The sequence below is a fragment of the Microbacterium candidum genome, from assembly GCF_030315975.1.
GTDB lineage: Bacteria > Actinomycetota > Actinomycetes > Actinomycetales > Microbacteriaceae > Microbacterium > Microbacterium candidum.
The window spans coordinates 109,100-134,425 of the sequence record NZ_JASXSZ010000005.1; the positions used below are offsets into that span (position 1 = coordinate 109,100).

The following is a 25,326-nucleotide window of genomic DNA, read 5'->3' on the forward strand; positions in this document are numbered from 1 at the left end:
TCCCGTGAACGAGCGCCTCGCGACCTCGGCGAGCCCCTACCTGCGGGCCCACGCGACGAACCCCGTCGCGTGGTACCCGTGGGGCGAGGAGGCCTTCGCCGAGGCGCGCAGGCGCGATGTCCCGGTCTTCGTATCGATCGGATACTCGACCTGCCACTGGTGTCACGTGATGGCGCGCGAGTCGTTCGCAGATCCCGTCATCGCGGCCGAGCTCGCCGACGGATTCGTCTCCGTGAAGGTCGACCGCGAGGAGCACCCCGAGGTCGACGAGGCCTACCTCGCCGCGGCGAGCGCGTTCACGCGCAGCCTCGGCTGGCCGCTCAGCGTCTTCACGACGCCGGACGGCCGCGCATTCTTCGCCGGGACGTACTTCCCGCCGGAGCCGCGCGGCGGAATGCCCTCGTTCACACAGGTGCTCGCCGCCGTCCGACAGGCGTGGACCGAGCGACGGGAGACGGTGGATGCCGCAGCGTCCGCGGTCGTCGAGGCGCTGGCGGAGGCGGGGAAGACCTCGGCGTCCGATCTGCCGACAGCGGCGGAGCTCGAGGATGCGGCGACCCGCGCCGCGTCCTTCGAGGACCCCGAGTTCGGGGGATTCGCCGGGTCGGGGGCGGATGCGGCGACCCCCAAGTTCCCGATGGCCCCGGCGCTCGGCTTCCTGCACGCGGCAGGATCGACCGATGTCGTCACGCGCGCACTGGCGGCGATGGCCTCCTCGCCGCTGTGCGACGACGTCGACGGCGGCTTCTTCCGCTACGCGACCCGGCGCGACTGGACCGAGCCGCACTACGAGCGCATGCTCACCGACAATGCAGGCCTCCTCGACGTCGCGTTGGATGCGGGTCGCGACGACCTCGCCCGGTCGATCGCCGGGTTCCTGACGGGCGTGCTGCAGCAGCCGTCGGGCGGATTCGCGGCCGCGCAGGATTCCGAGTCCTGGATCGAGGGCGCACGCTCCGAGGGCGGGTACTACCGCGCGGATGCGGCGGGCCGCGCGGATCTGGAGCCTCCCGCGATCGACGGGAAGATCGTCACGGGCTGGAACGGCCTCGCCATCCGTGCCCTGGCTCGCGCCGGGTCCCGGCTCGCCGAGCCGCGGTTCGTCGAAGCCGCCCGCTGGGCCGCCGACGCGGTGCTCGAGTCGAACATCGCGGATGACGGCCGGCTGCTGCGCGCCTCCCTCGATGACATCCCCTCCCGCGCCGCCGGGACGGCGGAGGATGCGGGGCTCCTCACGGCGGGCCTGTGTGCGCTCGCCGCGGCCACGGGCGAGGTCGCCTACGCGGTCGCCGCCCGGGACGTGCTGGATACTTTCCTCGGTATTTCCCCCCTGGTCCCCGAGCCCGTCGAGGGGTCGAACGTGGCCAGCGCGTCGGTGCGACCCCTCGACAAGCTCGGGGACCGGACACCCGCTCCGCGAGGCGGTTGGGCGGATCCCGTCCTCAAGGCGCAGGGCACTCCGGATCCACCCGACTCGTCCGACTCCGACCACCCGTCGGGGCCGTCCGCGCTCGCGCTCGGCGCGCTCGCGCTGTGGCTGCTCGGGGCGGGGCAGGAGTTCCGGGAGTGGGCGGCGGACATCGTGCGCGCATACACTGCGCGGTCCCTCGCCGAGCCGCTGTCGCACGGATCGATGCTCGAAGCGGCGCTGCTGCTCGCCCGGGGCCCGCGCCACGTCGTCGTCGTGACCGACGACCCGGAGGACGCGCTGTCCCAGCGGGCACGCGGCCTCCCCGCCGACGTCCTCGCGTTCGTGACGGAGGCGCAGGCTCGGGCGTTCTCCGAGGCCGGGCTCTCGCTGTTCGAGGGAAAGACGCGCGCGGACGGCAGGGCGACGGCCTACGACTGTCGCGACTTCGTCTGCCGGCTGCCGGTCACCGACCCGGACGAGCTGGGCTAGCCGGCGGCGAGGTCGTCGTCGACCGCACGCACAGCCGGGGCGACCTCGATGCCGAAGACCGTGCCGAGCGCGGACTCGAACTCGTCGATCCGGCCGTCGGCGGCGAGCTCCCGGGCGCGCACCGACGGCGTGTGCGCCAGGACGCCGGCGAAGTGTCGCAGGGCGGCGGCGACCTGAGGATCCGAGGTGCGGGCGAGCTCTGCATCGAGCACCTGCTGGATGTGGGTGCGCACCGCGACGACGGAGGATGCGGCGACCCGCTCCGCCGTGAACGTCGAGGCGGCCGAGCCGACGAGCTCATGCGCGCCGGCACCGAGCTCGGGGAGGGCCGCGTGGCGTCCGAGGAGCTCGAGGTCCATCAGCTCGACGCCGGCGAGCTCGCCCACGGCGCGGTCGACGTTGCGGGGGAGCCCGAGGTCCACGATGAGGCGCGGGGCGGTGTCGGGGATATCGGCGACCGTCACGACATACTTGGCCGTGCACGTCAGGACGATGTCGGCGTCGGCGATCGCGTCGCGGAGCACCCGTTCGGGGCGCACGCCGTACTTGAGGGCGAACTTCTCCGCGCGGCCGGTGGCGGAGAACACGCGGACGTCGACGGCGCCGCGCGCCCGGAGCGCCGTGATCGTCGTGGCCGCGTACGACCCGGTGCCGACGAGCAGCACGCGCACGGTGGCCCAGTCGGTCACCCGGGATTCGGCGAGATCCAGCGCCAAGCGGGCGAGCGAGCGCCCGCCGGCGGCGACATCCGCCTTGGCGCGCACTTCGCGCGTCGTGCGGGTCGCGCGCTGGAACGCCTGCTCGAGGAGCGTGCTCGTCGTGCCCGCGGCGCGCGCGGCGACGAGCGATCGCTGGACCTGGCCGCTGATCTCCTCCTCGCCGACGACCATCGACTCCAGTCCAGAGCTCACCGCGAACAGGTGCCGCACCACGTCGTCGCCGACGACGCAGGTGGCGGATGCGTCGAGCGCATCGGCGTCCCCGGACTCGGCACCGGCGTCGCGCAGCGCGTCGACGACCGCCTCGCGAGCCAGAGCCGAACCGCCGGACGGGCCGACCAGGACCGGCTCATCGAGCTCGACGTAGGCCTCGAAGCGGTTGCACGTGGACAGCACGATGACGCCGCGCACGAAGTCGTGCGCGGCGATGCGGTCCGCGGCATCCGATCCGGTCACGTGCGAGATGCGGTCGAGCACGTCGAAGTCGGTATTGCGGTGATTCGCCGTCAGGCAGAAGAGCACGTGGCGAGTGTAGCTGTCAGGCCTGCTGAAACAGGTTTCAGCGTCATGGCACGTAGCCTGGGAGGATGCCCTCCGAAGTGATCGCGCTGCCCGAGAGCCACCCGCTGCGGGATGGACGCACCGCAGCCAGCCCGCTCGTGCAGGCTGCGCTCGGCCGTCGCGGCCCGACGCTCCCGGTGTGGTTCATGCGTCAAGCCGGGCGCTCGCTGCCCGAGTACCGCGCGAGTCGCGTGGGCACCGAGATGCTCGACGCCTGCCTCACGCCGGACCTCGCCGCCGAGATCACCCTCCAGCCCGTCCGCCGCCACGGCGTCGACGCGGCGGTGTTCTTCAGCGACATCGTCGTGCCCGTGCTCCTCGCCGGCGTCGACGTCCGGATCGTGCCGGGGCGCGGGCCCGTCATCGACGAGCCGATCCGGTCGGCTGCCGACATCTTGCGCCTGCGGCCCATCGAACACGAGGCGCTGCAGCCGATCGCGGATGCCGTCGCCCTCACCGTCGCGGAGCTCGGCGACACCCCGCTCATCGGCTTCGGCGGAGCGCCCTACACGGTTGCGAGCTACCTCGTCGAAGGCGGGCCGTCGAAGGACCAGCTGCGCACGCGGGCTCTCATGCGCACCGAACCGCACGCGTGGGCGGCGCTGCTGAACTGGTGCGCCGATGTCACCGGCGCGTTCCTCAAGACCCAGGTCCTCGCCGGCGCCAGCGTCGTGCAGCTGTTCGACTCGTGGGCCGGCTCCCTCTCGCGCGACGACTACATCCGCCGGGTGGCGCCCCACTCCCGCCGCGCGTTCGACGCCCTCCGCGGCCTCGACGTGCCCCGCATCCACTTCGGGCTCGGCATGGGGGAGATGCTCGACGCCCTCCCCGCGCTCGGTGCGGACGTCGTCGGCATCGACTGGCGCCTTCCGCTCGACGAGGCCAACCGCCGGCTCGGCGGACGGATGCCGCTGCAGGGCAACATCGATCCCGCCATGTTGACGGCGCCCTGGCCGCTCCTCGGCCGGCACGTCCGCGACGTCGTCGAGCGCGGGGCGGATGCCCCCGCCCACATCGTGAACCTCGGGCACGGCGTGCCGCCGGAGACCGACCCCGACGTGCTCGGGCGCATCGTGGAGCTCGTCCACGAGCTGTGAGGCACTGACGTCCGGTCCCCGAGCTTGTCGAGGGGTCGTCCACTGCAGTGCTGCTACGACGCCTCGACGGGTCGGCGACCGACATCGGCCGTTGGCGAAGCTTCAGCGCTTCGTAATCGCATGATGGAGGGGTGAGCGACCCGAACACCCCCGCGACCGACTTCTTCACCCTCTACGCGGTGCTGCGCCGCGACCCGAACGCGCCGGGCGGGGGCGGCTCGGGCGAGGCGTTCGCCGAGGTCGCGGCATCCGTCGCCCCGCGCCTGCGCGGGCTCTACGACGTGTCCGGCATGCGCGCCGACGCCGACGTCCTCCTGTGGCTCACGGGCGACTCAGCGCAGCAGCTGCAGGCCGACCTGCGCGCTCTTCGCCGCAGCCGCGAGCTCGCCCCGCTCCTTCCCACCTGGAACGCGATGGGCGTCCATCGTCAGGCGGAGTTCAGCCGCGAGCACGCTCCGGCGTTCGCGCGCGGCCTCGCGCCGAAGGGCTGGGTGACGGTCTATCCGTTCGTCCGCAGCTACGACTGGTACGTGCTGCCCGCCGAGGACCGCGGCCGCATGCTCGCCGATCACGGCGGCAAGGGCCGCGAGTTCCCGCAGGTCCTCAGCAACACGGTGGCGAGCTTCGCGCTCGGCGACTACGAGTGGCTCCTCGCCCTCGAAGCCGATGACGTCGTCGACCTCGTCGACCTCATGCGGCACCTGCGGGCGACGGACGCGCGTCTCCACGTGCGCGAGGAGACCCCGTTCTTCACCGGTCGCCGCATCGACGCAGCCGACCTCGCCGAGGTTCTCGCGTGACCGCCGGCGCCTTCGACGCGATCCTCCTCGCGAGCTTCGGCGGACCGGAGGGCCAGGATGACGTCATCCCGTTCCTGCGGAACGTCACCGCCGGCCGCGGGGTGCCCGACGACCGGCTCGAGGAGGTCGCCCACCACTACCGCGCCCATGGCGGGGTCAGCCCCATCAACCAGCAGAACCGCGAGCTGAAGGCTGCGCTCGAGGCCGAACTCGCCCGCCGCGGGCTGGATCTGCCCGTGGTGTGGGGCAACCGCAACTGGGGGCCGTACTTCGTCGATGCCTTCAGGGAACTGAGGGACGCGGGCCACCGGCGGATCCTCGTGCTCGTCACGAGCGCGTACACGTCGTACTCGGGCGTCGGCCAGTACCGCGAGGACTTCGACAAGGCGCTCGCGGAGACTGGCGTCGACCTGGAGCTGCACCGCATCCGCGAGTTCTTCGACCACCCCGGCTTCGTCGCCCCGCTCGCCGCCGGGCTGCGCGCGGCGCTCGACCGTGCGCCCGAGGGATCGCGCGTGCTGTTCGTCACCCACTCGATCCCGACGGCCGCTGCGCTCGCCTCGGGACCGGAGTTCGGCGAAGGCGGCGCGTACGTCGCCCAGCACCTCGCCGGAGCCGAGGCGATCCTGCGGCTCGCGGACGCCGCCGACGTGCCGTGGGAGCTCGTGTACCAGTCGCGCAGCGGCTCTCCGCACGTGCCGTGGCTCGAGCCCGACATCAACGACGCCATCGACGCGCTCGCCGACCAGGGCGTGCCCGGCGTCGTCATCGTCCCGTTCGGGTTCGTCAGCGACCACATGGAGGTCGTGTGGGACCTCGACACCGAGGCGGTCGAGACGGCGACCGGCCACGGCATGCACGTCGAGCGCATCCCGACGCCCGGAACCGACCCCCTCTTCGTCGCGGGCCTCGTCGACCTCGTCGAGGAGCGCGTGAACGACACCCCGGATGCGGAGCGCCCGCATCTCACCGACCTGGGGCCGTGGCCCGACCACGCTCCGCAGACCGCATCGAGCGCACCGACGGCTACGGTGAGCGCATGAGCCTGCGGATCGGCACGCGGGGGAGCGCCCTCGCACTGGCGCAAGCCGGCACGATCGCCGACGCGCTCGGCGGCGAGCTCGTCGTCATCACGTCGGAGGGCGACACCTCGACCGCGTCGCTCGCCTCCCTCGGCGGCACCGGGGTGTTCGCCAAAGCCCTCCGCGACGCACTCCTCGCCGGAGAGATCGACGCCGTCGTGCACTCCTTCAAGGACCTCCCCACCACGCCGACGCCGGGTCTCTCCATCGCCGCCGTCCCGCGTCGCGCCGACGCGCGCGACGCGCTGTGCGCGCGCGACGGACGCACCCTCGAGACCCTTCCCGCGCACGCCCGCGTCGGCACCGGGTCGCCGCGTCGCCGCGCCCAGGTGGCCGAGCGTCGCCCCGACCTCGAGCTCGTCGACATCCGCGGCAACGTCGACACGCGCCTCGGACGGCTCGACGCCGACGACGCCGAGCGCCGGCTGGATGCCGTCATCCTCGCGGTCGCCGGCCTCGAGCGCGTCGGACGGGCGGATGCGATCACCGAGCGCATCGACATCGACGTCTGGCCCACCGCCCCGGCGCAGGGCGCGCTCGCCGTCGAGACGCGCACCGGCGACGAGAAGCTCGTGTCACGTCTCGACCACCGCGCGACCCGCCTGACGGCGACCGCCGAGCGGGGCGTCCTCGCCGAGCTCGAGGCCGGGTGCGCGGCACCCGTGGGAGCACACTCGTTCATCGAGGACGGGATGCTGTTCCTCACGGCACGCGTCTACGCCCCGGACGGCTCAGGCCATCTCACGTCGTCGCACGCGACGGTCCTGCAGAAGGATGCCGCCGAGGACCTTGCGGCGCGCGTGGCCGCCGACCTCCTCGCCGACGGCGCCGCGGAGCTGGCACCTCTGGGCTGACGCGATCGCCGACCCGGGGGATCAGATCCAGGTCTGGATCCAGTTGTGCAGGCGCCAGAAGTCGTACGGGATCGTCATCCCGGTGATCGCCGGGTACCAGAGCGCAGAGACGAGGGCGACCACGATCAGGTAGATCCAGACGACCCGCTGCCCGACCAGTCGCCGATGCCTGTCGCCTGAGGAGGCGCCCGCCAGGGCCTGCAGTGCGAACGTCAGCGCGAGGATGAGGAACGGCAGCATCGCGATCGTGTAGAACTGGAAGATCGTGCGCTCGGGGTACAGGAGCCACGGCACGTACGTCGCGGCGAGCGCGGTGAGGACCACCGCGTAGCGCCAGTCGCGGGCGACGATGAAGCGGTAGACGAGATAGATCGCGGCGGCCACCGACCCCCACCAGATGAGCGGGTTGGGGATGCTCGAGATCGCCTGCACGCAGCTGCTCGCGAACGTGCAGCCGTTCTGGCCGAACTGGTCCTGGTGCCAGTACATCGAGGTCGGGCGGATGAGGAACGGCCACTGCCACGCCGGGCTCGCGTAGGTGTGCGGTGTCGTGAGACCCACGTGGAAGCCGTACATCGCCTGGTGGTAGTTCCACAGGGCGCGAAGCGGAGCGGGCACCCACGACCAGAACCCGCTCGCCGGCGCTTCCGCGGAGGTGCGGTCGTAGCCGCCGGAGGTCACGAGCCATCCGGTCCACGAGACGAGGTAGACGACGAGGGCCGCCGGCACCGCCCACAGGGCGGCGACGAGACCCTGGCGCAGCGAGTCGAGGCCCCACATGACGACGCCCGCGCGACGACGGGCGAGCGCATCCGTCACGATCACATAGATCGCGAACCCGACGAGCACGTACAGGCCCGACCACTTCACCGCCGTGGCTGCACCCAGCGCGATGCCGGCCGCGAGCAGCCATGGCCGGCGCCACAGCACCGGGCCCCAGCGCAGCCGTTCGTCGTCGGCGGTGCGGGCGACGATCAATTCAGCGAGCCGTTCCAGGTGGGAACGCCTGTCGAGCAGGATGAACCACACCGCCAGCAGGATGAAGAACGTGAGGAAGATGTCGAGGATCGACACACGGCTCATGACGATCGCGAGCCCGTCGATCGCCATGAGGAGTCCTGCGACCGTCGCGAACCGCGTCGACCCGGTCATCTCGCGGGCGACGAAGTACAGGACGAGCACCGTCATCGTCCCGACGAACGCGACCGCCACGCGCCACGCGAACGACGACTCGGCGCCGAAGATCCACATCCCGAGGCCGATCAGATACTTGCCGAGCGGCGGGTGCACGACGAAGCTGCCGGTCTTCGTGAAGATGTCGGTGTGACCCGCCGCGAAGTCGCGGTCGGCGTTGTTGGGCCACGTCGACGGATACCCGAGGATCCACTGGCTCCAGGCATCCTTCACGTAATACGTCTCGTCGAACACGAGCGCGTGCGGCTGGGCGAGGTTCCAGAAGCGGAGGATGCCGGCCAGCACGGTGACGAGGATCGGGGCCGCCCAGTCGTAGAACCGCGCACGGCTCGGGTCGGCGTGGATGCGTCCGACCCACCGGTCGTACAGCGACGGGCGCACAGCGGCGTGAGCCAGGAGGGGCTCGTCGATCGACGTCACGGGCACAAGCGTACGAGGTGAACCGATGTGATCGCGGCACGATGCGCACGGCGTAGCATCGCTCTGTCGTCGCTGTCCCTCGGGAAAGGTGTGCGGTGGACCCTCTCATCGACTCATTGCGTCGCGCGATCGAAGCCGCACCGGATGATGTTCCGCTTCGGGTGCATCTCGTCCGGATTCTTCTCGAGAGAGGACACGTCGACGAGGCGAGAGCGCAGGCGGGAGCCGCGATCGCGCTCGCGCCCGCCGATCCCGCCGCGCACGCCGCGATGACTGCTGCCCTCGCGGCCGGTGCGGCGGAGCCGGCGGATGGCGCGCAGGACGCCCGATCCGAGGCGGCAGACTCGGCAGGGACTGCGGGCTTCGATTGGCATGCGGCCGAGGACGACGTGAAGGACGTCGCGGATCCGCTCACGAGCGCTGATCCGTCGGGCATCGACGTCGAGCGCCCGGTCGTCACTCTCGCCGACGTCGGGGGACTGGAGGAGGTGAAGGAACGCCTGGATGCCGCGTTTCTCGCTCCGTTGCGCAACCCCGAGCTGCAGCGTCTCTACGGCAAGCGAGTGCGCGGCGGCCTCTTGATGTACGGGCCACCCGGATGCGGGAAGACGTACATCGCGCGGGCATTGGCCGGCGAGCTGGGCGCACGGTTCCTGTCCGTAGGCATCGCCGACGTCCTCGACCCGTTCGCCGGCGTCAGCGAACAGAACATCCGCAGAGCGTTCGCGCTCGCGCGTCAGAGCTCCCCGTGCGTCCTCTTCCTCGACGAGATCGACGCGCTCGGTCAGAAGCGTTCGCTCGCGCGGAACTCGACCACGATGCGGAACGTGGTCAATCAGCTTCTCGTCGAGATGGACGGCTTCGACGCGAACGACGGCGTGTATGTCCTCGCCGCCACGAACCAGCCCTGGGACGTCGATCCGGCCCTGCGGCGCCCCGGGCGATTCGACCGCACGGTGCTCGTCCTGCCGCCGGACGAGGCTGCGAGGGAAGCGATCTTCCGCAGCGCGCTCGAGGGTCGACCGCTTGAAGGCGGGATCGACTTCGCGAAGCTGGCCAAGCTCACGGCCGGGTTCTCCGGGGCGGACATCGCTGGAGCGTGCGAGCACGCGACCGAGAACGCGCTCCTCGCAAGCGTGCGCTCCGGGGTCGCACGGCCCGTGGGATCGGAGGATCTGGTGGTGGCCATCCGTGCGACGACCCCCTCGACAGGACCGTGGTTGGACAGCGCCCGCAATGTCGTGCAGTTCGGTGTCGACGACGGGACGTTCGTGCAGTTGCGCGCCTACCTCAAGTCCGCCAAGCGCTCGTGAGCAGCGTCCCCAGCGAGAGGCAGCGCGCCGCGCTGTTCATAGACGCCGGCCGGCCGACGGAGGCGATGCAGGTGCTGGGCCCGCTCGCTGCGGCGGATCCGGACGACGCGGAGATTCAGCGACTCATCGCGCGCGCACTCATCGAGTTGCGGCGATTCGGCGAGGCCAGAAGAGCGGCCCGCCGCGCGTTGAGCCTCGAGCCCGGCGATGCCACCGCATACCGGCTCATCGCAGTCGCGTCGATCCGCTCCGGCGATCCCGAGGATGCCGCGCAGGCCGCGCGCACGGCGCGCAAGCTGGCGCCGACGGATTGGCGCACGCATTTCCTCGTCGTACTCGCGGATTGCGCGGCGAAGGGCATCGTGCCCGATACGCGACTATCGGCGGCAGAGGCCCGGAGATTGGCTCCGAACGTCGCCGAGCCGATGTTCGCGGCAGGATTGCTTGCGCAGACGGTCGAAGAATGGGGCGAAGCCGAGCGGTGCTACCGGGAGGCGCTCCGGATCGACCCGATGCACCCGGACGCGCGGAACAACCTCGCCGTGCTCCGGATGCGCAAGGGCGACCACGGGTACGCGGCGCAGACTTTCGCGGATCTCGTGGGAGAGAATCCGAAAGCCGACCGAGCACGGCACAACGTCGCGGTCGCGTACCGGTCAGCAATGCGCTGGGGCATCACGGGAGTTCTCGCGGCGGCGATGATGCGCATGTACGCGGAGCTCGCGCCGCTCGGGGAGGAGGTCGCGCCCGTCGCACTCGCGTTCAGCGCGATCATGACGGGAGGGGCGATCATGGTCGTCCTCGCGATCGGGATACGGTTCGTCGTCAGACTCGGTGCGCGTCGCCGCACGATCCTGACCGCGATCGCACGCGATCCACTCGTCTTCGGATCGGTCGTCGCCCTGGCGATCGCGCTCGTGAGCGTGATCGCCTCCTTCGTCGTGTGGCCGGTCGCGCTGTCCGCAATCGGGCTGGTGGCGGCGTTCGCCTCCAACGTATTCCTCCGGGCGGCTGTCGCGCGGGCCCGCAATAGGCTGGGGCGGTGATCATCCTCGCGGCGACTCCGATCGGCAATCTGGGGGACGCGTCGCGGCGGCTCGTGGAGGCGCTGGAGAACGCGACGGTCGTCGCGGCGGAGGACACCCGGACCACGCAGCGGCTGCTCGCGGCCCTCGGCATCGGCAACCGCCCGCGCCTGGTCGCGCTCCACGACCACAACGAGAAGGAGCGTTCCGGAGACCTGGTCGCGCTCGCGCGGGACGAGGACGTCCTGGTGCTCTCGGACGCGGGGATGCCGACGGTCAGCGACCCCGGCTACGCCCTCGTTGCACTCGCGGCCGCGGAAGGCGTCACGGTCACGGCGATCCCCGGACCGAGCGCCGTCGTCACCGCGCTCGCGGTTTCGGGGCTTCCCACGGACCGGTTCACGTTCGAGGGCTTCCTGCCGCGCAAGCCCGGCGATCGCGGCTCGACCCTGCGGGCGCTGTCGGCCGAGCAGCGCACGATGGTGTTCTTCGAATCGCCCGCGCGGCTCGCCGCATCCCTCGCCGACATGGCCGAGGCGTTCGGCGCCGACCGGTCCGCAGCCGTCTGCCGGGAGCTCACGAAGCTCCACGAGGAGGTCCGGCGAGGCGGCTTGGACGAGCTGGCCGAATGGGCGGACGGCGGGGTCAAGGGCGAGATCGTCGTCGTCGTCGCGGGTGCGGCGGCGCGCGAGGTCGCGTTCGACGACGCCGTGGCGCAGGTCGCGGCGCTCGTCGCCTCCGGGACGCGGCTGAAGGATGCCGCCGGCGAAGTCGCGGGTCACACCGGGCACTCGAGTCGGGAGCTGTACCAGGCCGTCCTCGCGAGCAGAAGCTGAGCGACTGTTACTTTTCCGCTCGCTGAGCGCGCCCTATGACGTGCTTCGGACACACGCGGCGGGACGCAGCATCCGTCCTCACTAGAATTCTCGGGTGAGTTCGTTCTACATCACCACGCCGATCTACTACCCCAGCGACGTGCCGCACATCGGCCACGGCTACACGACCGTCGCCGTGGACACGCTGGCGCGCTGGCACCGTCAGGCGGGCGACGACACCTGGATGCTGACCGGGACGGACGAGCACGGACAGAAGATGCTGCGCGCGGCCGCCGCGAACGGCGCGACGCCCCAGGAGTGGGTGGACAAGCTGGTGGCCGAGTCCTGGTTCCCGCTGCTCAACACGCTCGACGTCGCCAACGACGATTTCATCCGCACGACGCAGGAGCGCCACGAGGAGCGCGTGCAGAAGTTCGTGCAGGCGATCTACGACCGCGGCTACATCTATGCGGGCGAGTTCGAGGCGCTGTACTGCGTCGGGTGCGAGGAGTTCAAGACCGAGTCCGAGATCGTCGACGGCACGGGTCCGTTCGAGGGCCTCAAGGTCTGCGCCATCCACTCGAAGCCGCTCGAGCTCCTGCAGGAGAAGAACTACTTCTTCAAGCTCAGCGAATTCCAGGACCGCCTGCTCGAGCTGTACAAGACGGTGCCGGACTTCGTGCGACCCGAGTCGGCGCGCAACGAAGTGGTCTCGTTCGTCAAGAACGGGCTGAAGGACCTGTCGATCTCGCGCTCGACCTTCGACTGGGGCATCAAGGTGCCGTGGGACGACTCGCACGTCATCTACGTATGGGTCGACGCGCTCCTGAACTACGCCACCGCGATCGGCTACGGCGCCGACGAGTCCGAGTTCGGCCGCCGCTGGCCCGGCTACCACGTCGTGGGCAAGGACATCCTGCGCTTCCACGCGGTGATCTGGCCGGCGATGCTGATGGCCGCGGGCCTCGAGGTGCCCCAGGGCGTCTTCGCCCACGGCTGGCTGCTCGTGGGCGGCGAGAAGATGTCGAAGTCGAAGCTCACCGGCATCGCCCCCACGGAGATCACCGATGTCTTCGGGTCCGACGCGTATCGCTTCTACTTCCTGTCCGCCATCCCGTTCGGCCACGACGGCTCGTTCTCGTGGGAGGACCTGTCCGCCCGCTACCAGGCCGAACTCGCGAACGGATTCGGCAACCTCGCGTCTCGCACGGTCGCGATGATCGAGCGCTACTTCGAGGGGATCGTGCCGCCGCCCGCGGACTACACGGACGGCGACCTGGCGATCCAGAAGACGGTGCGGGATGCCGCGGCCGCCGCGGACGCGGCGATCGAACGGTTCCGCACCGACGAGGCCATCGCCGCGATCTGGACCATCGTGGATGCGCTGAACCTCTACATCACCGAGAACGAGCCCTGGGCGCTCGCGAAGGACGACGCGCAGCGCGCGCGGCTCGGCACCGTCCTGTTCACGGCGGCGGACGGCCTGCGGGCGCTCGCGGTGCTGCTGTCGCCGGTGATGCCGATCGCGACGGACAAGCTGTGGGTCGCGCTCGGTGCGGCGGAGACGATCGGCCGCATCGCCGACCAGCCGATCCGCGAGGCGGGGGAGTGGGGTGTGCTGCGCCCCGGAACCTCGGTGAACGGACTGGCGCCGCTGTTCCCGCGCATCGAGCAGGCATGACCGACCCTTCCAACTACGTCCGGCAGCGCGAGAAGGGCTCGCGCGACGTCAGCTACCCTGACGCGCCCGAGCCCCTCGCGGTGCCGGTGTACGACAACCACTGCCACCTCGAGATCGAGGACGGCCCCTCGACGGGCTCGGGGACCGGACTGTCGCTGGACGATCAGCTGGAGCGCGCTGTCGCCGTCGGCATCGCCGGCGTCGTCCAGGCCGGGGGCGACATCGAGTCGAGCCGGTGGTCGGCATGGGCCGCGGCATCCCATCCGCGCGTCCTCGCCGCCGTCGCGATCCACCCCAACGAGGCGCCCGCCTACGCGGAGGCCGGCCGCCTCGACGAGGCCATCGCGGTGATCGACGAGCTTGCGGCGCAGCCGCGCGTGCGGGCGATCGGCGAGACCGGGCTCGACTTCTTCCGCACCGGCGAGGAGGGCCTGCCCGCCCAGTTCTTCAGCTTCGAGGCGCACATCGCCCTCGCGAAGAAGCACGGCATCGCGATGCAGATCCACGACCGCGATGCGCACGACGCGGTCCTCGAGACCCTCGTGCGCGTGGGAGCGCCCGAGCACACGGTGTTCCACTGCTTCTCCGGCGACGCCGGCATGGCGCGCATCGCGGCGGATGCCGGCTACTACCTGAGCTTCGCCGGCAACGTCACGTTCAAGAACGCCCAGAATCTGCGCGACGCCCTCGCGGTGACGCCGCGCGACCGCATCCTGGTCGAGACGGATGCGCCGTTCCTCACCCCCGTCCCGCACCGCGGTCGGCCGAATGCGCCGTACCTCGTCCCTGTGACGATGCGCTTCCTCGCCGAAGAGCTGGACGCCGACCTGGACGAGCTGTGCGCCCAGGTCGCGGCGAACACCCTCGAGGTCTACGGGGACTTCGAGGACTGAAGCGGCTCCTCCTCGGGCGCGGGCTTGGCCGCTGCGATGTGCGAGATCGACCGCCAGACGAGGAGCAGGGTGATCGCGGATCCGCCGAACGCGAACCACCACGGTGCCGTGAGGCCCCACACCTGGGCGATGAGGCCGCCGAGCAGCTGGCCGACCACCATCCCGCCGAAGACGCCGACCATGTTCACAGAGGCCATGCGACCCTGCAGCTCCATCGGCACGAGGCGCTGGCGCACGGTCGTGGAGATCGTGCCCCACACGAAGGCGTACAGGCCGAAGACGAACATGACCACGAACGCGACGATGCCGGACGAGGTCAGCGCGAAAGTCAGGTGCATGAGCACCTCGAGCGTCAGGCACACGCGCATCAGCGTCGCGAACGAGACGTGCTTCTCGAGCCAGCCGAAGATCCCGACCGCGAGGAGGCCGCCGAGCGCAGAGGCGGTCGTCAAGGCGCCGTAGCCGACCTCGCCGATGTGCAGATAGTCGGTGGCGTACAGGACCAGGACGCTCCAGGGCGCCGACCACGTGATGTTGAAGACGAGGATGATGAGCACCAGCGTGCGCACCGGCGGGTTGTGCCGCAGCCAGTGCAGGCCCTCGCGGATCGGGTGATCCTTCTCACCGGACTCCCGCGTGGCTTCTGTCCGTGCCGGAACAGGCGTCGCCGCGATGCGCGAGATCAGCAGCACCGCGAAAAGCACGCAGACGACCTGCACCGCGAACGGCCAGAATGCTCCGATCGCGAACAGGAAGGCGCCGAGCGGGGGACCTGCCATCTGGTTCGCGACGAGGTAGCCGGCCTGCATCCGAGCGTTGCCGATCCCGAGGTCTTCGCGCCGCACCATCATCGGCAGCAGCGTGTTCGCGGCGGAGTCGACGAAGACCTCCGCCGTGCCGTAGAGGAAGGCGGCGACCAGCACGATCCAGATGTTCGCGATGCCGGTGACAAGGAAGACGCACAGCGCTGCGACCACCGCCCCGCGCAGCGCGTTGGCGAGCATCACCATGCGCCTACGGTCGTGGCGATCCGCGACGGCGCCCGCGTGGAGCCCGAAGACGAGCCACGGGAGGACCGGCATCATCGCGCCGATCGCGACGAGGGCCGGCGCGCCGGACATCGAGGCGATCAGGAGCGGGGATGCCGACAGGGCGATGCCGTCGCCGAGATTGCTCGTCCAGAACGCGCCGAGCAGCCATCGGAAGTCGCGGCCCAGGCGCGGAGGCGCGACGAGGTCGACGACGTTCGGCATCCCTCCATCGTACGAAGGGCGGCCGACATGCGCCGACCCCGCAGGCTACGCCTCCGTCTCGACCACCGGTGCGGGCGCCTTGAAGAACAGCGTCTCGGTCTGCTCGAGCTCCATGCCCTTCGTCTCGGGGATCCGCCACAGCACGTACACGAAGGACAGCGCCGCGAAGATCGCGTACATGAGGTACGTCCCCGACAGGGACCATGCCGACATCACCGGGAACGACACGGTGATGAGGAAGTTCGCGATCCACTGCGCGGCCGCGGCGACGCCGAGGGCCTTGGCCCTGATGCGGCTCGGGAAGATCTCGCCGAGAAGGACCCACACGAGCGGCCCCCACGAGGCGCCGAAGCCGATCACGAAGAGGTTCGCGGCCACGAGTGCGATGGGACCGAACGGTGCGGGAAGCGTCACAGCGCCGCCGGCGCCCTTCACCGCGTACGCGAAGCACAGCGCCATCGAGGCGAGCGAGAGCGTCATGATGATGGATCCGGTGAGGAGGATGGGTTTCCGGCCGACCCGGTCCACGAGGAAGATCGCGATGAGTGTGACGAGCACGTTGACGATGCCCGTGACGACGCTGATGCCGAACGACGCGCTCTCCGGGAATCCGACCGACTGCCACAGCGTCGTCGAGTAATAGAAGATGACGTTGATCCCCACGAACTGCTGGAACACCGACAGGATGATGCCGACCCACACGATCGGCTGCAATCCGAACCTCGGGCCGCGCAGCGACACCCCCGCGTTCTTGCGGTCGGTCTCGATGACGTTGGTGAGCTCCGTCATCGTCTTGTCGAGGTCGGCGGGCGGCACGAGCCGCGCGAAGATCGCGCGCGCCTCGTCGGTGCGTCCCCGCGCGATCAGGTAGCGCGGCGACTCCGGGAGCGTGAACGACAGGATGCCGTAGACGGCGGCCGGGATGACCCCGACGATGAACATCCAGCGCCACGCGTCCAGACCGAACCACAGCGGGCTGTTCGCGCTGCCGGCTGTCCACGCCAGCACGGCGTCCGAGAGCAGCGCGACGAAGATGCCGAGCGTGATCGCGAGCTGCTGCAGCGACGCGAGGCCGCCGCGGATCTGCTTCGGCGCGATCTCGGCGATGTAGGCGGGCGCGATGACCGACGCGATGCCGATGCCGAGGCCGCCGATCACGCGCCACAGGGCGAGGTCCCACACCGCGAAGGCGAGACCGGCGCCGAGCGAGCTGGCGAAGAACATGATCGCTCCGAGAAGCATCACCCGCAGGCGCCCGAACCTGTCCGCGAGGTTGCCGGCGATGATGGCGCCGACCGCGCAGCCCAGCAGCGCGATCGCGACGACGAACCCCGTGACGACGGAGTTCAGCGAGAAGTCGTGCTGGATCGAGTCGACCGCGCCGTTGATGACGGAGGAGTCGAAGCCGAAGAGGAAGCCGCCGACGGCGGCGGCGACGGCGAGTCCCACGGCGCGCTTGCCGTAGGGGCTGCGGAGCGAGAACGCGTTCGCGGGGATGCTTCCGGTGCTCATGCCCGCACCCTATTCCCGCACCGGCGACGGCGCCATGGCCCCGGCGGCGTGTTCCGGGTGGCACAGCGGCCAGAGGCTACAGTGAAACGCATGCCCGTGACCCTCCTCGGCGCCGCCGAGATCCGCGCCCTCGCCGCCGACCTCGACGTCACGCCGACGAAGAAGCTCGGGCAGAACTTCGTCGTCGACGCCAACACGGTGCGCAAGATCGTCCATGTCGCCGGCGTCCAGGCGGGGGAGCGGGTCGTCGAGGTCGGCCCGGGCCTCGGATCGCTGACCCTCGCGATCCTCGAGGCCAGGGCATCCGTCACCGCCGTCGAGATCGACCACCGCCTCGCCGAGCGTCTCCCCGAGACCGCCGCCGAGCACGGTGTCGCCCCCGGCGCGCTGACCGTCGTCGACGCCGATGCGATGCGGGTGACCGACCTGCCCGGGGACCCGACGGTGCTCGTGGCCAACCTGCCGTACAACGTGAGCGTCCCGGTGCTGCTGCACTTCCTCGAGACGTTCCCGCACCTTCAGCGCGGGGTCGTGATGGTGCAGGCCGAGGTCGGCGAACGCCTCGCCGCGCCGCCTGGGTCGAAGACCTACGGCGCGCCGAGCGTGAAGGCCGCGTGGTACGGCCCCTGGCGGCTCGCCGGCACGGTGTCCCGGCAGGTCTTCTGGCCGGTTCCGAACGTCGACAGCGTCCTGGTGGCGTTCGAGCGGGATGCGGAGCCCCGCGGCGACGAGGAGCTCCGTGTCAGCACCTTCCGACTCGTGGATGCGGCGTTCCAGCAGCGCCGCAAGATGCTCCGGCAGGCGCTGTCGCAGGTGCTCGGCGGGTCGGCCGCCGAGGCATCCGCCGTCCTGGAGCGGGCGGGGGTCGCGCCGACGGCGCGCGGCGAGGACCTCACGGTCGACGAGTATGTGCGCATCGCGCAGGCTCGCTAGCCTGGAGCGATGAGCGAGCAGCAGCGCTTCAGCGACAACGTCCCCGATCTCCACCGTCCCTACGCCGCAGCCGCGGACCGATACGCCGGCGCCCGATTCCGCCAGGTCGGCACATCGGGTCTCTACCTGCCCGCGATCTCACTCGGGCTGTGGTGGAACTTCGGCGACAACATCCCGATGGACAACCAGCGGGCGCTCCTGCGCCACGCGTTCGACCGCGGCATCACGCACTTCGACCTGGCGAACAACTACGGCCCGCCGTACGGCTCGGCCGAGAAGAACTTCGGGCGCATCTATGCGGAGGACTTCCGCCCGTACCGCGACGAGCTCATCATCTCCTCGAAGGCCGGCTGGGACATGTGGCCCGGGCCGTACGGCGAGTACGGCTCGCGCAAGTACATCCTCGCGAGCGCCGACCAGTCGCTCGCCCGGATGGGTCTCGATTACGTCGACATCTTCTATTCGCACCGCTTCGACGACGTCACCCCGATCGCCGAGACGATCGGGGCGCTCGACACGCTCGTGCGCCAGGGCAAGGCGCTCTACGTCGGCATCTCGTCCTACAGCGCGGAACGTACGGCGGAGGCGGTCGCCGTCGCCCGCAGCCTCGGCACGCCGCTCGTCATCCACCAGCCGTCGTACTCGATCCTGAACCGGTGGATCGAGGACGGCCTCACCGGCGTCCTGCGCCAGGAGGGCCTGGGTGCGATCGCCTTCACGCCGCTTGCGCAGGGCCTGCTGACCGACAAGTACCTGTCCGGCGGGCACGCCGACCGGTCGCAGAAGCGCGGGTCGCTGCCCGACTCGCCGCTGTCGGAGAAGGGCCTGGCGATCGTGCGCGGGCTCGATGTGATCGCGAAGGAGCGGGGGCAGTCCCTCGCCCAGATGGCGCTCCAGTGGATCCTGCGCGACCCGGTGGTGACCTCCGCGCTCATCGGCGCATCGCGCCCGCAGCAGCTCGATGAGAACCTCGCCGCGCTCGACGGCCCCGCCTTCACGGCGGAGGAGCTGCAGCGCATCGACACCCTCTCGAGCGGCCTCAGCGACGAGGACGACGTGGACCTCTGGGCCGTGTCCTCCACCCTCTGAGGCCGAACCGGAGCTGACGTGAGCGAGGCGCTGACGACCGATCGCGTGCACGTGCGCGCCCCGGGGAAGATCAACGTGTTCTTCGAGGTCGGCGACCTCGACGACCACGGATACCACGAGGTCGCCTCGGCGTATCAGGCCGTGTCCGCGTACGAGGACCTGTGGGCCGAGGCATCCGATCTGTTCACGATCTCCGTGACCGGGACGGTGGATGTCTCGGGCGTCCCGCTCGATGACCGGAACCTCGCCGTGCGCGCCGCGCGCCTGCTCGCGGCGGAGACCGGCTACGGCGGCGGCGTGCACCTCGAGATCCGCAAGGGCGTGCCCGTCGCGGGCGGGATGGGCGGCGGGTCCGCGGATGCGGCGGCCGCCCTCGTCGCGTGCGACGCGCTGTGGGGCACGGGTCTCTCCTCGACGGACCTCCACGCCCTCGGCTCCCGCCTCGGCGCTGACGTCCCGTTCGCGCTGCTGGGCGGCACCGCCGTCGGCACGGGGCGCGGCGACGAGCTCAGCCCGGCGCTCGCGCGCGGGCGATTCGACTGGGTGATCGTGACGAGCGGCGACGGCCTCTCGACGCCCGCCGTGTACAGCGAGCTCGACCGCCACCGCGCCGAGCACGCGGCCGATATCGCCCCCATTCCGCGCCGCCCGGCGGTGGAGCCGGCCGTGCTCCAGGCGCTGCGGGCGGGGGATGCGACGGCCCTCGCCGTCTCCGCACGCAACGACCTGCAGGTCGCAGCGCTCCGCCTGCGTCCGGATCTCGCCGGAGTCCTCGAGCGCGGCGAGCGCTCCGGGGCGCTCGTCGGCATGGTCTCCGGGTCCGGGCCGACCGTCGCGTTCCTCGCGGAGGATGAGGAGTCCGCCATCGATCTCCAGGTGCTGCTCAGCGCCGACGGGTTCGAGGCGCTGCACGTCCACGGTCCGGTTCCCGGCGCGCGCGTGCGCTGAGGAACATCCCGCCGTACCGCGGCGTTGGCGCTGACAAGACGTTCTTGAGGAGGAATCGATGAAGGCAGTGCTCGACGGCGTTGTGATCGCCGAAGCGCCGGAAGAGGAACTGATCTCGATCGAGGGCAACTGGTATTTCCCACCCGAGGCCGTGACCCCGGGGGCACTGGTCGTGAGTCCGACGCCGTATACCTGCCCCTGGAAGGGCGCGGCGACCTACTACACGGTCAACGGGCTCGAGGACCGCGCGTGGTCATACCACGACCCGCGCCCCACCGCCGTCGCGCGCGTAGGCCGCGACTTCGCCCGTTACGTGGCCTTCTGGAGGGGCGTCGAGGTCATCGACTGACCCCAGGCGTCGCCTACGCTGGTAGGGACATGGCGCATCTTCTGGGGGCCGAGGCCCTGCACCTCGAGTACCCGACCCGCGTGGTCTTCGACTCTGTGACACTCGGTGTCGAGGAGGGCGACCGCATCGGGATCGTCGGCCGCAACGGCGACGGCAAGTCGAGCCTGCTCGGGATGCTGGCGGGCCTGCGCAGCCCGGATGCGGGACGCGTGACGATGCGCGGCGGCGTCCGGATCGGCGTGCTCGATCAGGCCGACACCCTCGACGACGACGGCACGGTCGGGTCGACGATCGTCGGAGACACCCCGGAGCACGAATGGGCGGGGGATGCGCGCGTCCGCGACGTCATCGCGGGTCTCGTCGCCGACCTCGACTGGGAGGCGCGCCTGGGCACCCTGTCCGGCGGGCAGCGGCGGCGTGTGGCGCTCGCGCGCCTGCTCGCGGGGGACTGGGACATCCTCTTCCTCGACGAGCCGACGAACCACCTCGACGTCGAGGCGATCGCATGGCTCGCCGACCATGTCAAGCGCCGCTGGGCGCCGAGCGCCGGAGCGCTCCTCGTCGTCACCCACGATCGGTGGTTCCTCGACGAGGTGTGCAACGCCACGTGGGAGGTGCACGACCGCATCGTCGAGCCGTTCGAGGGCGGGTATGCGGCGTACATCCTGCAGCGCGTCGAACGCGACCGGCAGGCCGCATCCATCGAGGCCCGCCGGCAGAACCTCGCCCGCAAGGAGCTCGCGTGGCTCCGCCGGGGAGCGCCCGCCCGCACGAGCAAGCCGAAGTTCCGTATCGACGCGGCGAACGCGCTCATCGCCGACGTCCCCGAGATCCGCAACAAGGTCGCGCTGCAGTCGCTCGCGGTCTCCCGGCTCGGCAAGGACGTCGTCGACCTGCTCGACGCGTCCGTGTCCTACCCCTCGACGGGCTCGGGGACCGACCGCGAGGTGCTGCACCGTGTCGAATGGCGCATCGCGCCGGGGGAGCGCACCGGCATCCTGGGTGTGAACGGCGCCGGGAAGTCGACGCTGCTCGGCCTCGTCGACGGGACGGTCACGCCGACCGAGGGGCGCGTGAAGCGCGGCAAGACGGTGCGCGTGGCCGCCCTCAGCCAGCGGCTCGCGGAGCTCGACGAGCACATGGACGACCCGGTGCGGATCGTCATCGAGCGCCTGCGCACGAGCTACACGATCGGCACAGGGTCCAAGGCGCAGGAGCTCACGCCCGGCCAGCTCCTCGAACGCCTCGGGTTCTCCAGCGCCCAGCTGTCGACGCCCGTCAAGGACCTCTCCGGCGGCCAGCAGCGCCGCCTGCAGCTGCTGCTCATCCTGTTCGACCAGCCCAACGTGCTGATCCTCGACGAGCCGACGAACGACCTCGACACCGACATGCTCGCCGCCCTCGAGGACCTCCTCGACTCGTGGTCGGGGACGCTCCTCGTCGTCTCCCATGACCGCTACTTCATCGAGCGCGTCACCGACCAGCAGTACGCGATCCTCGAGGGGCGCCTCCGGCACCTCCCCGGCGGCATCGACGAGTACCTGCGCCTGCGGGCCGCGCAGGGGCGCGAGCCCCGGTCGGCCGCCGCCGCATCCGCCGCCCCGGTCCCCGCGGGCCTGCAGGGCGCCGAGCGCCGCGCGGTCGAGAAGGAGCTCGCAGCCCTCGAGCGCCGGATGTCGAAGATCCAGGAGCAGATCGACGGCGACCGCACGGCGCTCGCCGAGCACGACCAGTCCGACTACGTCGGCCTCGGCGCGAAGATGTCCGAGATCAGCGCTCTCGAGTCCGAACTCGAGTCCCTCGAGGAACGCTGGCTGGAGCTCGGCGAGCAGCTCGGCTGAAGACCAGCGATCAGATGACGCCGAGGGCGAGCATCGCGTCGGCCACCTGGATGAAGCCCGAGATGTTCGCGCCCGCGACGTACGATCCGGGCGATCCATAACGGTCCGCGGTCTCGAGGCACCGGTCGTGGATCGACGCCATGATCTCGGACAGCCGCTGCTCGGTGTGCTCGAACGTCCAGGAGTCGCGCGACGCGTTCTGCTGCATCTCGAGCCCGCTCGTGGCCACGCCGCCGGCGTTGGCCGCCTTGCCCGGCGCGAAGCGCACGCCCGCCTCGATCAGGATGCGGGTCGCCTCCGGCGTCGTCGGCATGTTGGCGCCCTCGGCGACCACACGGCAGCCGTTCTTGACGAGCGTGACCGCGTGCTCCGCATCCAGCTCGTTCTGCGTCGCGCAGGGCAGGGCGATGTCGCACGCGACATCCCAGATGGTGCCGGAGGCCTGGAACACGGCGCCGTCGCGGTCCTCCGCGTAGTCGGCGATGCGTCCGCGGCGGACGTTCTTGATCTCCTTGAGGAGCTCGAGATCGATGCCGGCCTCGTCCACGACGTAGCCGCTCGAGTCCGAGCAGGCGATGACGGTGCCGCCGAGCTGGTGCACCTTCTCGATCGCGTAGATCGCGACGTTGCCCGAGCCCGACACGACGACGCGCTTGCCCTCGAACGACTCGCTGGTGGTCTTCAGCATCTCGTCGACGAAGAAGACGACGCCATAGCCGGTCGCCTCCGTGCGCACCTGCGAGCCGCCCCACGTGAGGCCCTTGCCTGTGAGCACGCCCGACTCGTAGCGGTTCGTGATGCGCTTGTACTGCCCGAAGAGGTACCCGATCTCGCGGCCGCCGACGCCGATGTCGCCCGCAGGCACGTCGGTGTTCTCGCCGATGTGGCGGTACAGCTCGGTCATGAACGACTGACAGAAGCGCATGACCTCCGCATCCGACCGGCCCTTGGGGTCGAAGTCGGAGCCGCCCTTGCCGCCGCCGATCGGCAGGCCCGTGAGGGCGTTCTTGAAGATCTGCTCGAAGCCGAGGAACTTCACGATCCCGAGGTAGACGCTCGGGTGGAAGCGCAGCCCGCCCTTGTACGGCCCCAGGGCGGAGTTGAACTCGACGCGGAACCCGCGGTTCAGCTGCACGTGGCCGGAGTCGTCGAGCCACGGCACGCGGAAGATGATCTGGCGCTCCGGCTCGCACAGGCGGCGGATGATCTCGGCGTCGGTGTACTCGGGGTGCTTCGAGACGACCGGCCCGAGGCTCTCGAGCACTTCGCGCGTGGCCTGGTGGAACTCGGTCTCCGCGGGGTTGCGGCGCACGACCTCGTCGAAGACGTCGACGAGCCGTTCATCCATAACAGCCATGAATCTCCTTAGCGTCTCCTCGACGCTACCTTGTCGCCGGAGGCCTCCTCGACGTGCGACAGAGCCACGAAGCATCCCTCGGGACCCGCGAACGGGACGAGCTCGGCCCGCGCCGTGCTGCCTTCGAGGACGCGGTCGATGATCCCGCGATGGACTTCGCAGACGATCCCGGGGTGTGCGCGGGCGGCGTCGGCGAACGGGCATGCACGCAGACGGATACCGGCGTCCTCGTGCGCGGGGGCGAATCCGAGCCGCTCGAGCACGGCTGGGAGGCCGGTGGCCTCCGGAAGCCCCGACGCCCACGCGCGCCCCGCCGCGCGTGCTCGCGCCGCGCCGTCGGGCGCGCCGTCGAGCGCATCCGCGAGGGCTGTCACCATGGCCGCGCGCGCGGGGTCGCCTCGGACGCCCGCGGCGGGGGAGTAGCGCACGCGCGGACGTCCGACGGCCCCTTCCGGGTCGGGTGCGCGCATGACGGAGCCACCCGCGACCAGCTGGTCGAGGTGGAAGCGGGCGGTCGTGACGTGGATGCCGGTCGCCTCGGCGACGGCCGCGGCATCCATCGGCCCGCCCGCCTCCGCGAGCAGACGCGCGATCGCCTCGCGGGTGGTCGTCATGACTCGGGACGGCGGGAGAGCGAGACGAACTCGCTCCCGCTCTCACCGCTCAGGCGCCGCTGCAGCGACCCGGCGATGCGGTCCGCCTGCAGCTTGGCGCGTTCTGCGATGGGGCCGTGGAATCGCGCGTCCAGCGTCGCCGTCCACAGCTCGAGCCACCGCTCGAAATGCTCCGCCTCGAGCGGATGCCGCGCGTTCAGCACGTAATGGACCTGCAGCGCGTTGCGCTGGTACTTCCCGGCGCGGAAGAGGACCGTCTCCCAGAAGTCGGCCATGATCGGCAGGTGCCGCTCGAGATCGAGGCGGGCGACGTCGGTGAAGATCGGGCCGAGGAGCGCATCGGCGAAGGCCGCCCGGTAGAAGGCGACGATGTGCTCCTCGATGTCGGTCCGGCCGGCGATGTCATCCACGTGTCATACCGTAGTCGAATAAAAAGGATGCTGATACTTTCAATTCGTGCACACCGTGATCGAGCCGAGCGTCCTCTACGTCGGCACGCCCGCCTACCTGATCGCGACGATGAACCCCGACGGGGCGCCGAACCTGGCCGCTGCGTCGTCCTACTGGGCGCTCGGGCGCATGCTCGTGCTCGGCATCGAGACCGACGGGCAGACGTCGGCCAACCTGCACGCGCACGGAGAGCTGACGGTCTCCTTCCCGTCGGCCGCGCTGTGGCCGTCCCTCGTGCGCCTCTCGACGCTCACGGGGCGCGACCCCGTCCCCGCGCACAAGGCGAAGCGCTATCGGCACGAGCCGGACAAGTTCGCCGCCTCGGGCCTCACGCCGCAGCCCTCCGAGCTCGTCGCCCCGCCGCGGGTCGCGGAGTGCCTGCTGCAGTTCGAGGCACGGGTGCGCCGCCTCACGCCCGGCCTCGACGGCAGCTACGACATGGTCGAGGCGGAGGTCGTCCGCGTGCACGCCGACGAGGCGATCGTCCACGCGAACGGTCAGGTCGACCCGGAGGCGTGGCATCCGCTCGTCTACGCCTTCCGGCACTTCTTCGACCGCGGCTCGGAGGTCGGCTGGCTCGCCTCCAGCCCGACCGCGCCGCATCCGCCGGTCGTCTGACGGGTTCC

At 70.7% G+C, this 25,326-nt stretch carries 23 protein-coding genes; 16 read left to right on the forward strand and 7 right to left on the reverse strand.

Annotation, left to right across the window (positions count from 1 at the left end):
* The first annotated feature begins 4 nt into the window (after positions 1 to 4).
* A complete protein-coding gene (locus tag QSV35_RS15065) occupies positions 5 to 1,900 on the forward strand; it encodes a thioredoxin domain-containing protein (protein WP_286289626.1) in 1,896 nt (631 codons plus the stop codon).
* Here QSV35_RS15065 and QSV35_RS15070 read toward each other — a convergent pair.
* A complete protein-coding gene (locus QSV35_RS15070) occupies positions 1,897 to 3,141 on the reverse strand; it encodes a glutamyl-tRNA reductase (protein ID WP_286289627.1) in 1,245 nt (414 codons plus the stop codon). The genes QSV35_RS15065 and QSV35_RS15070 overlap by 4 nt on opposite strands.
* 65 nt (positions 3,142 to 3,206) lie before the next feature.
* Between QSV35_RS15070 and hemE the strand changes: the two genes are divergently transcribed.
* The 4 genes from hemE to hemC all read left to right on the forward strand — a co-directional run bounded on the left by hemE (position 3,207) and on the right by hemC (position 7,013).
* A complete protein-coding gene (gene hemE / locus QSV35_RS15075) occupies positions 3,207 to 4,277 on the forward strand; it encodes a uroporphyrinogen decarboxylase (protein ID WP_286289628.1) in 1,071 nt (356 codons plus the stop codon).
* 131 nt (positions 4,278 to 4,408) lie between these two features.
* Complete coding sequence (hemQ, locus tag QSV35_RS15080; protein WP_286289629.1) at positions 4,409 to 5,077, forward strand: hydrogen peroxide-dependent heme synthase; 669 nt, start codon at positions 4,409 to 4,411, stop codon at positions 5,075 to 5,077.
* Positions 5,074 to 6,120: a ferrochelatase gene (locus tag QSV35_RS15085; protein WP_286289630.1), complete on the forward strand. Its 1,047-nt coding sequence runs from the start codon at positions 5,074 to 5,076 to the stop codon at positions 6,118 to 6,120. Before hemQ ends, QSV35_RS15085 begins: the two co-directional genes overlap by 4 nt.
* Entirely contained in the window at positions 6,117 to 7,013 is an 897-nt protein-coding gene (gene hemC, locus QSV35_RS15090; protein WP_286289631.1) for a hydroxymethylbilane synthase, read from the forward strand. Before QSV35_RS15085 ends, hemC begins: the two co-directional genes overlap by 4 nt.
* 21 nt (positions 7,014 to 7,034) lie before the next feature.
* Here hemC and QSV35_RS15095 read toward each other — a convergent pair whose 3' ends face one another.
* Positions 7,035 to 8,627 carry a dolichyl-phosphate-mannose--protein mannosyltransferase gene (locus QSV35_RS15095; RefSeq protein ID WP_286289632.1) on the reverse strand — a complete coding sequence of 531 codons (1,593 nt, stop codon included), beginning with the start codon at positions 8,625 to 8,627 and terminating at the stop codon, positions 7,035 to 7,037.
* Positions 8,628 to 8,722: 95 nt separating this feature from the next.
* Here QSV35_RS15095 and QSV35_RS15100 point away from each other — a divergent pair, with 95 nt between their 5' ends.
* From QSV35_RS15100 to QSV35_RS15120, 5 genes are all read left to right on the forward strand, one after another.
* Positions 8,723 to 9,940, forward strand: coding sequence for an ATP-binding protein (locus QSV35_RS15100; protein WP_286289633.1), 1,218 nt, complete (start codon positions 8,723 to 8,725; stop codon positions 9,938 to 9,940).
* Positions 9,937 to 10,986: a tetratricopeptide repeat protein gene (locus QSV35_RS15105; protein ID WP_286289634.1), complete on the forward strand. Its 1,050-nt coding sequence runs from the start codon at positions 9,937 to 9,939 to the stop codon at positions 10,984 to 10,986. The genes QSV35_RS15100 and QSV35_RS15105 overlap by 4 nt, the downstream gene beginning before the upstream one ends.
* A complete protein-coding gene (rsmI, locus tag QSV35_RS15110; RefSeq protein WP_286289635.1) occupies positions 10,983 to 11,801 on the forward strand; it encodes a 16S rRNA (cytidine(1402)-2'-O)-methyltransferase in 819 nt (272 codons plus the stop codon). The genes QSV35_RS15105 and rsmI overlap by 4 nt, the downstream gene beginning before the upstream one ends.
* Before the next feature lie 94 nt (positions 11,802 to 11,895).
* Positions 11,896 to 13,461: a methionine--tRNA ligase gene (metG, locus tag QSV35_RS15115; RefSeq protein ID WP_286289636.1), complete on the forward strand. Its 1,566-nt coding sequence runs from the start codon at positions 11,896 to 11,898 to the stop codon at positions 13,459 to 13,461.
* On the forward strand, positions 13,458 to 14,354 hold the full coding sequence (locus QSV35_RS15120; RefSeq protein WP_286289637.1) for a TatD family hydrolase: 897 nt from the start codon (positions 13,458 to 13,460) through the stop codon (positions 14,352 to 14,354). Before metG ends, QSV35_RS15120 begins: the two co-directional genes overlap by 4 nt.
* Here the strand turns inward: QSV35_RS15120 and QSV35_RS15125 are convergent.
* Complete coding sequence (locus QSV35_RS15125; RefSeq protein WP_286289638.1) at positions 14,333 to 15,607, reverse strand: MFS transporter; 1,275 nt, start codon at positions 15,605 to 15,607, stop codon at positions 14,333 to 14,335. The two genes, QSV35_RS15120 and QSV35_RS15125, sit on opposite strands and share 22 nt — an antisense overlap.
* 45 nt (positions 15,608 to 15,652) lie before the next feature.
* Positions 15,653 to 17,119, reverse strand: coding sequence for a sugar porter family MFS transporter (locus QSV35_RS15130; RefSeq protein ID WP_286289639.1), 1,467 nt, complete (start codon positions 17,117 to 17,119; stop codon positions 15,653 to 15,655).
* A 90-nt stretch (positions 17,120 to 17,209) separates the two neighbouring features.
* On the opposite strand from QSV35_RS15130, the gene rsmA reads away from it, so the two are divergent.
* The 5 genes from rsmA to QSV35_RS15155 are packed head-to-tail and all read left to right on the forward strand — an operon-like array spanning position 17,210 to position 22,279.
* Positions 17,210 to 18,052 (forward strand): 16S rRNA (adenine(1518)-N(6)/adenine(1519)-N(6))-dimethyltransferase RsmA, encoded by an 843-nt coding sequence (gene rsmA, locus QSV35_RS15135; RefSeq protein WP_286289640.1) that lies wholly within the window; start codon positions 17,210 to 17,212, stop codon positions 18,050 to 18,052.
* 9 nt (positions 18,053 to 18,061) lie between these two features.
* Positions 18,062 to 19,141 carry an aldo/keto reductase gene (locus QSV35_RS15140; RefSeq protein ID WP_286289641.1) on the forward strand — a complete coding sequence of 360 codons (1,080 nt, stop codon included), beginning with the start codon at positions 18,062 to 18,064 and terminating at the stop codon, positions 19,139 to 19,141.
* A gap of 18 nt (positions 19,142 to 19,159) precedes the next feature.
* A complete protein-coding gene (locus QSV35_RS15145; RefSeq protein WP_286289642.1) occupies positions 19,160 to 20,089 on the forward strand; it encodes a 4-(cytidine 5'-diphospho)-2-C-methyl-D-erythritol kinase in 930 nt (309 codons plus the stop codon).
* A gap of 58 nt (positions 20,090 to 20,147) precedes the next feature.
* Positions 20,148 to 20,438: a DUF427 domain-containing protein gene (locus tag QSV35_RS15150; protein ID WP_286289643.1), complete on the forward strand. Its 291-nt coding sequence runs from the start codon at positions 20,148 to 20,150 to the stop codon at positions 20,436 to 20,438.
* A 29-nt stretch (positions 20,439 to 20,467) separates the two neighbouring features.
* Positions 20,468 to 22,279 (forward strand): ABC-F family ATP-binding cassette domain-containing protein, encoded by a 1,812-nt coding sequence (locus QSV35_RS15155; RefSeq protein WP_286289644.1) that lies wholly within the window; start codon positions 20,468 to 20,470, stop codon positions 22,277 to 22,279.
* Between the two features lie 10 nt (positions 22,280 to 22,289).
* Here QSV35_RS15155 and gdhA read toward each other — a convergent pair whose 3' ends face one another.
* From gdhA to QSV35_RS15170, 3 genes are read right to left on the reverse strand one after another with little or no spacing between them, the layout of a single operon-like run.
* Entirely contained in the window at positions 22,290 to 23,627 is a 1,338-nt protein-coding gene (gdhA, locus tag QSV35_RS15160; protein ID WP_286289888.1) for an NADP-specific glutamate dehydrogenase, read from the reverse strand.
* Positions 23,628 to 23,644: 17 nt separating this feature from the next.
* Complete coding sequence (locus QSV35_RS15165; protein WP_286289645.1) at positions 23,645 to 24,250, reverse strand: helix-turn-helix transcriptional regulator; 606 nt, start codon at positions 24,248 to 24,250, stop codon at positions 23,645 to 23,647.
* Positions 24,247 to 24,660 (reverse strand): group III truncated hemoglobin, encoded by a 414-nt coding sequence (locus QSV35_RS15170; RefSeq protein WP_286289646.1) that lies wholly within the window; start codon positions 24,658 to 24,660, stop codon positions 24,247 to 24,249. Before QSV35_RS15170 ends, QSV35_RS15165 begins: the two co-directional genes overlap by 4 nt.
* A gap of 46 nt (positions 24,661 to 24,706) precedes the next feature.
* Here QSV35_RS15170 and QSV35_RS15175 point away from each other — a divergent pair, with 46 nt between their 5' ends.
* Positions 24,707 to 25,318, forward strand: coding sequence for a flavin reductase family protein (locus QSV35_RS15175; RefSeq protein WP_286289647.1), 612 nt, complete (start codon positions 24,707 to 24,709; stop codon positions 25,316 to 25,318).
* Positions 25,319 to 25,326: the final 8 nt, after the last annotated feature.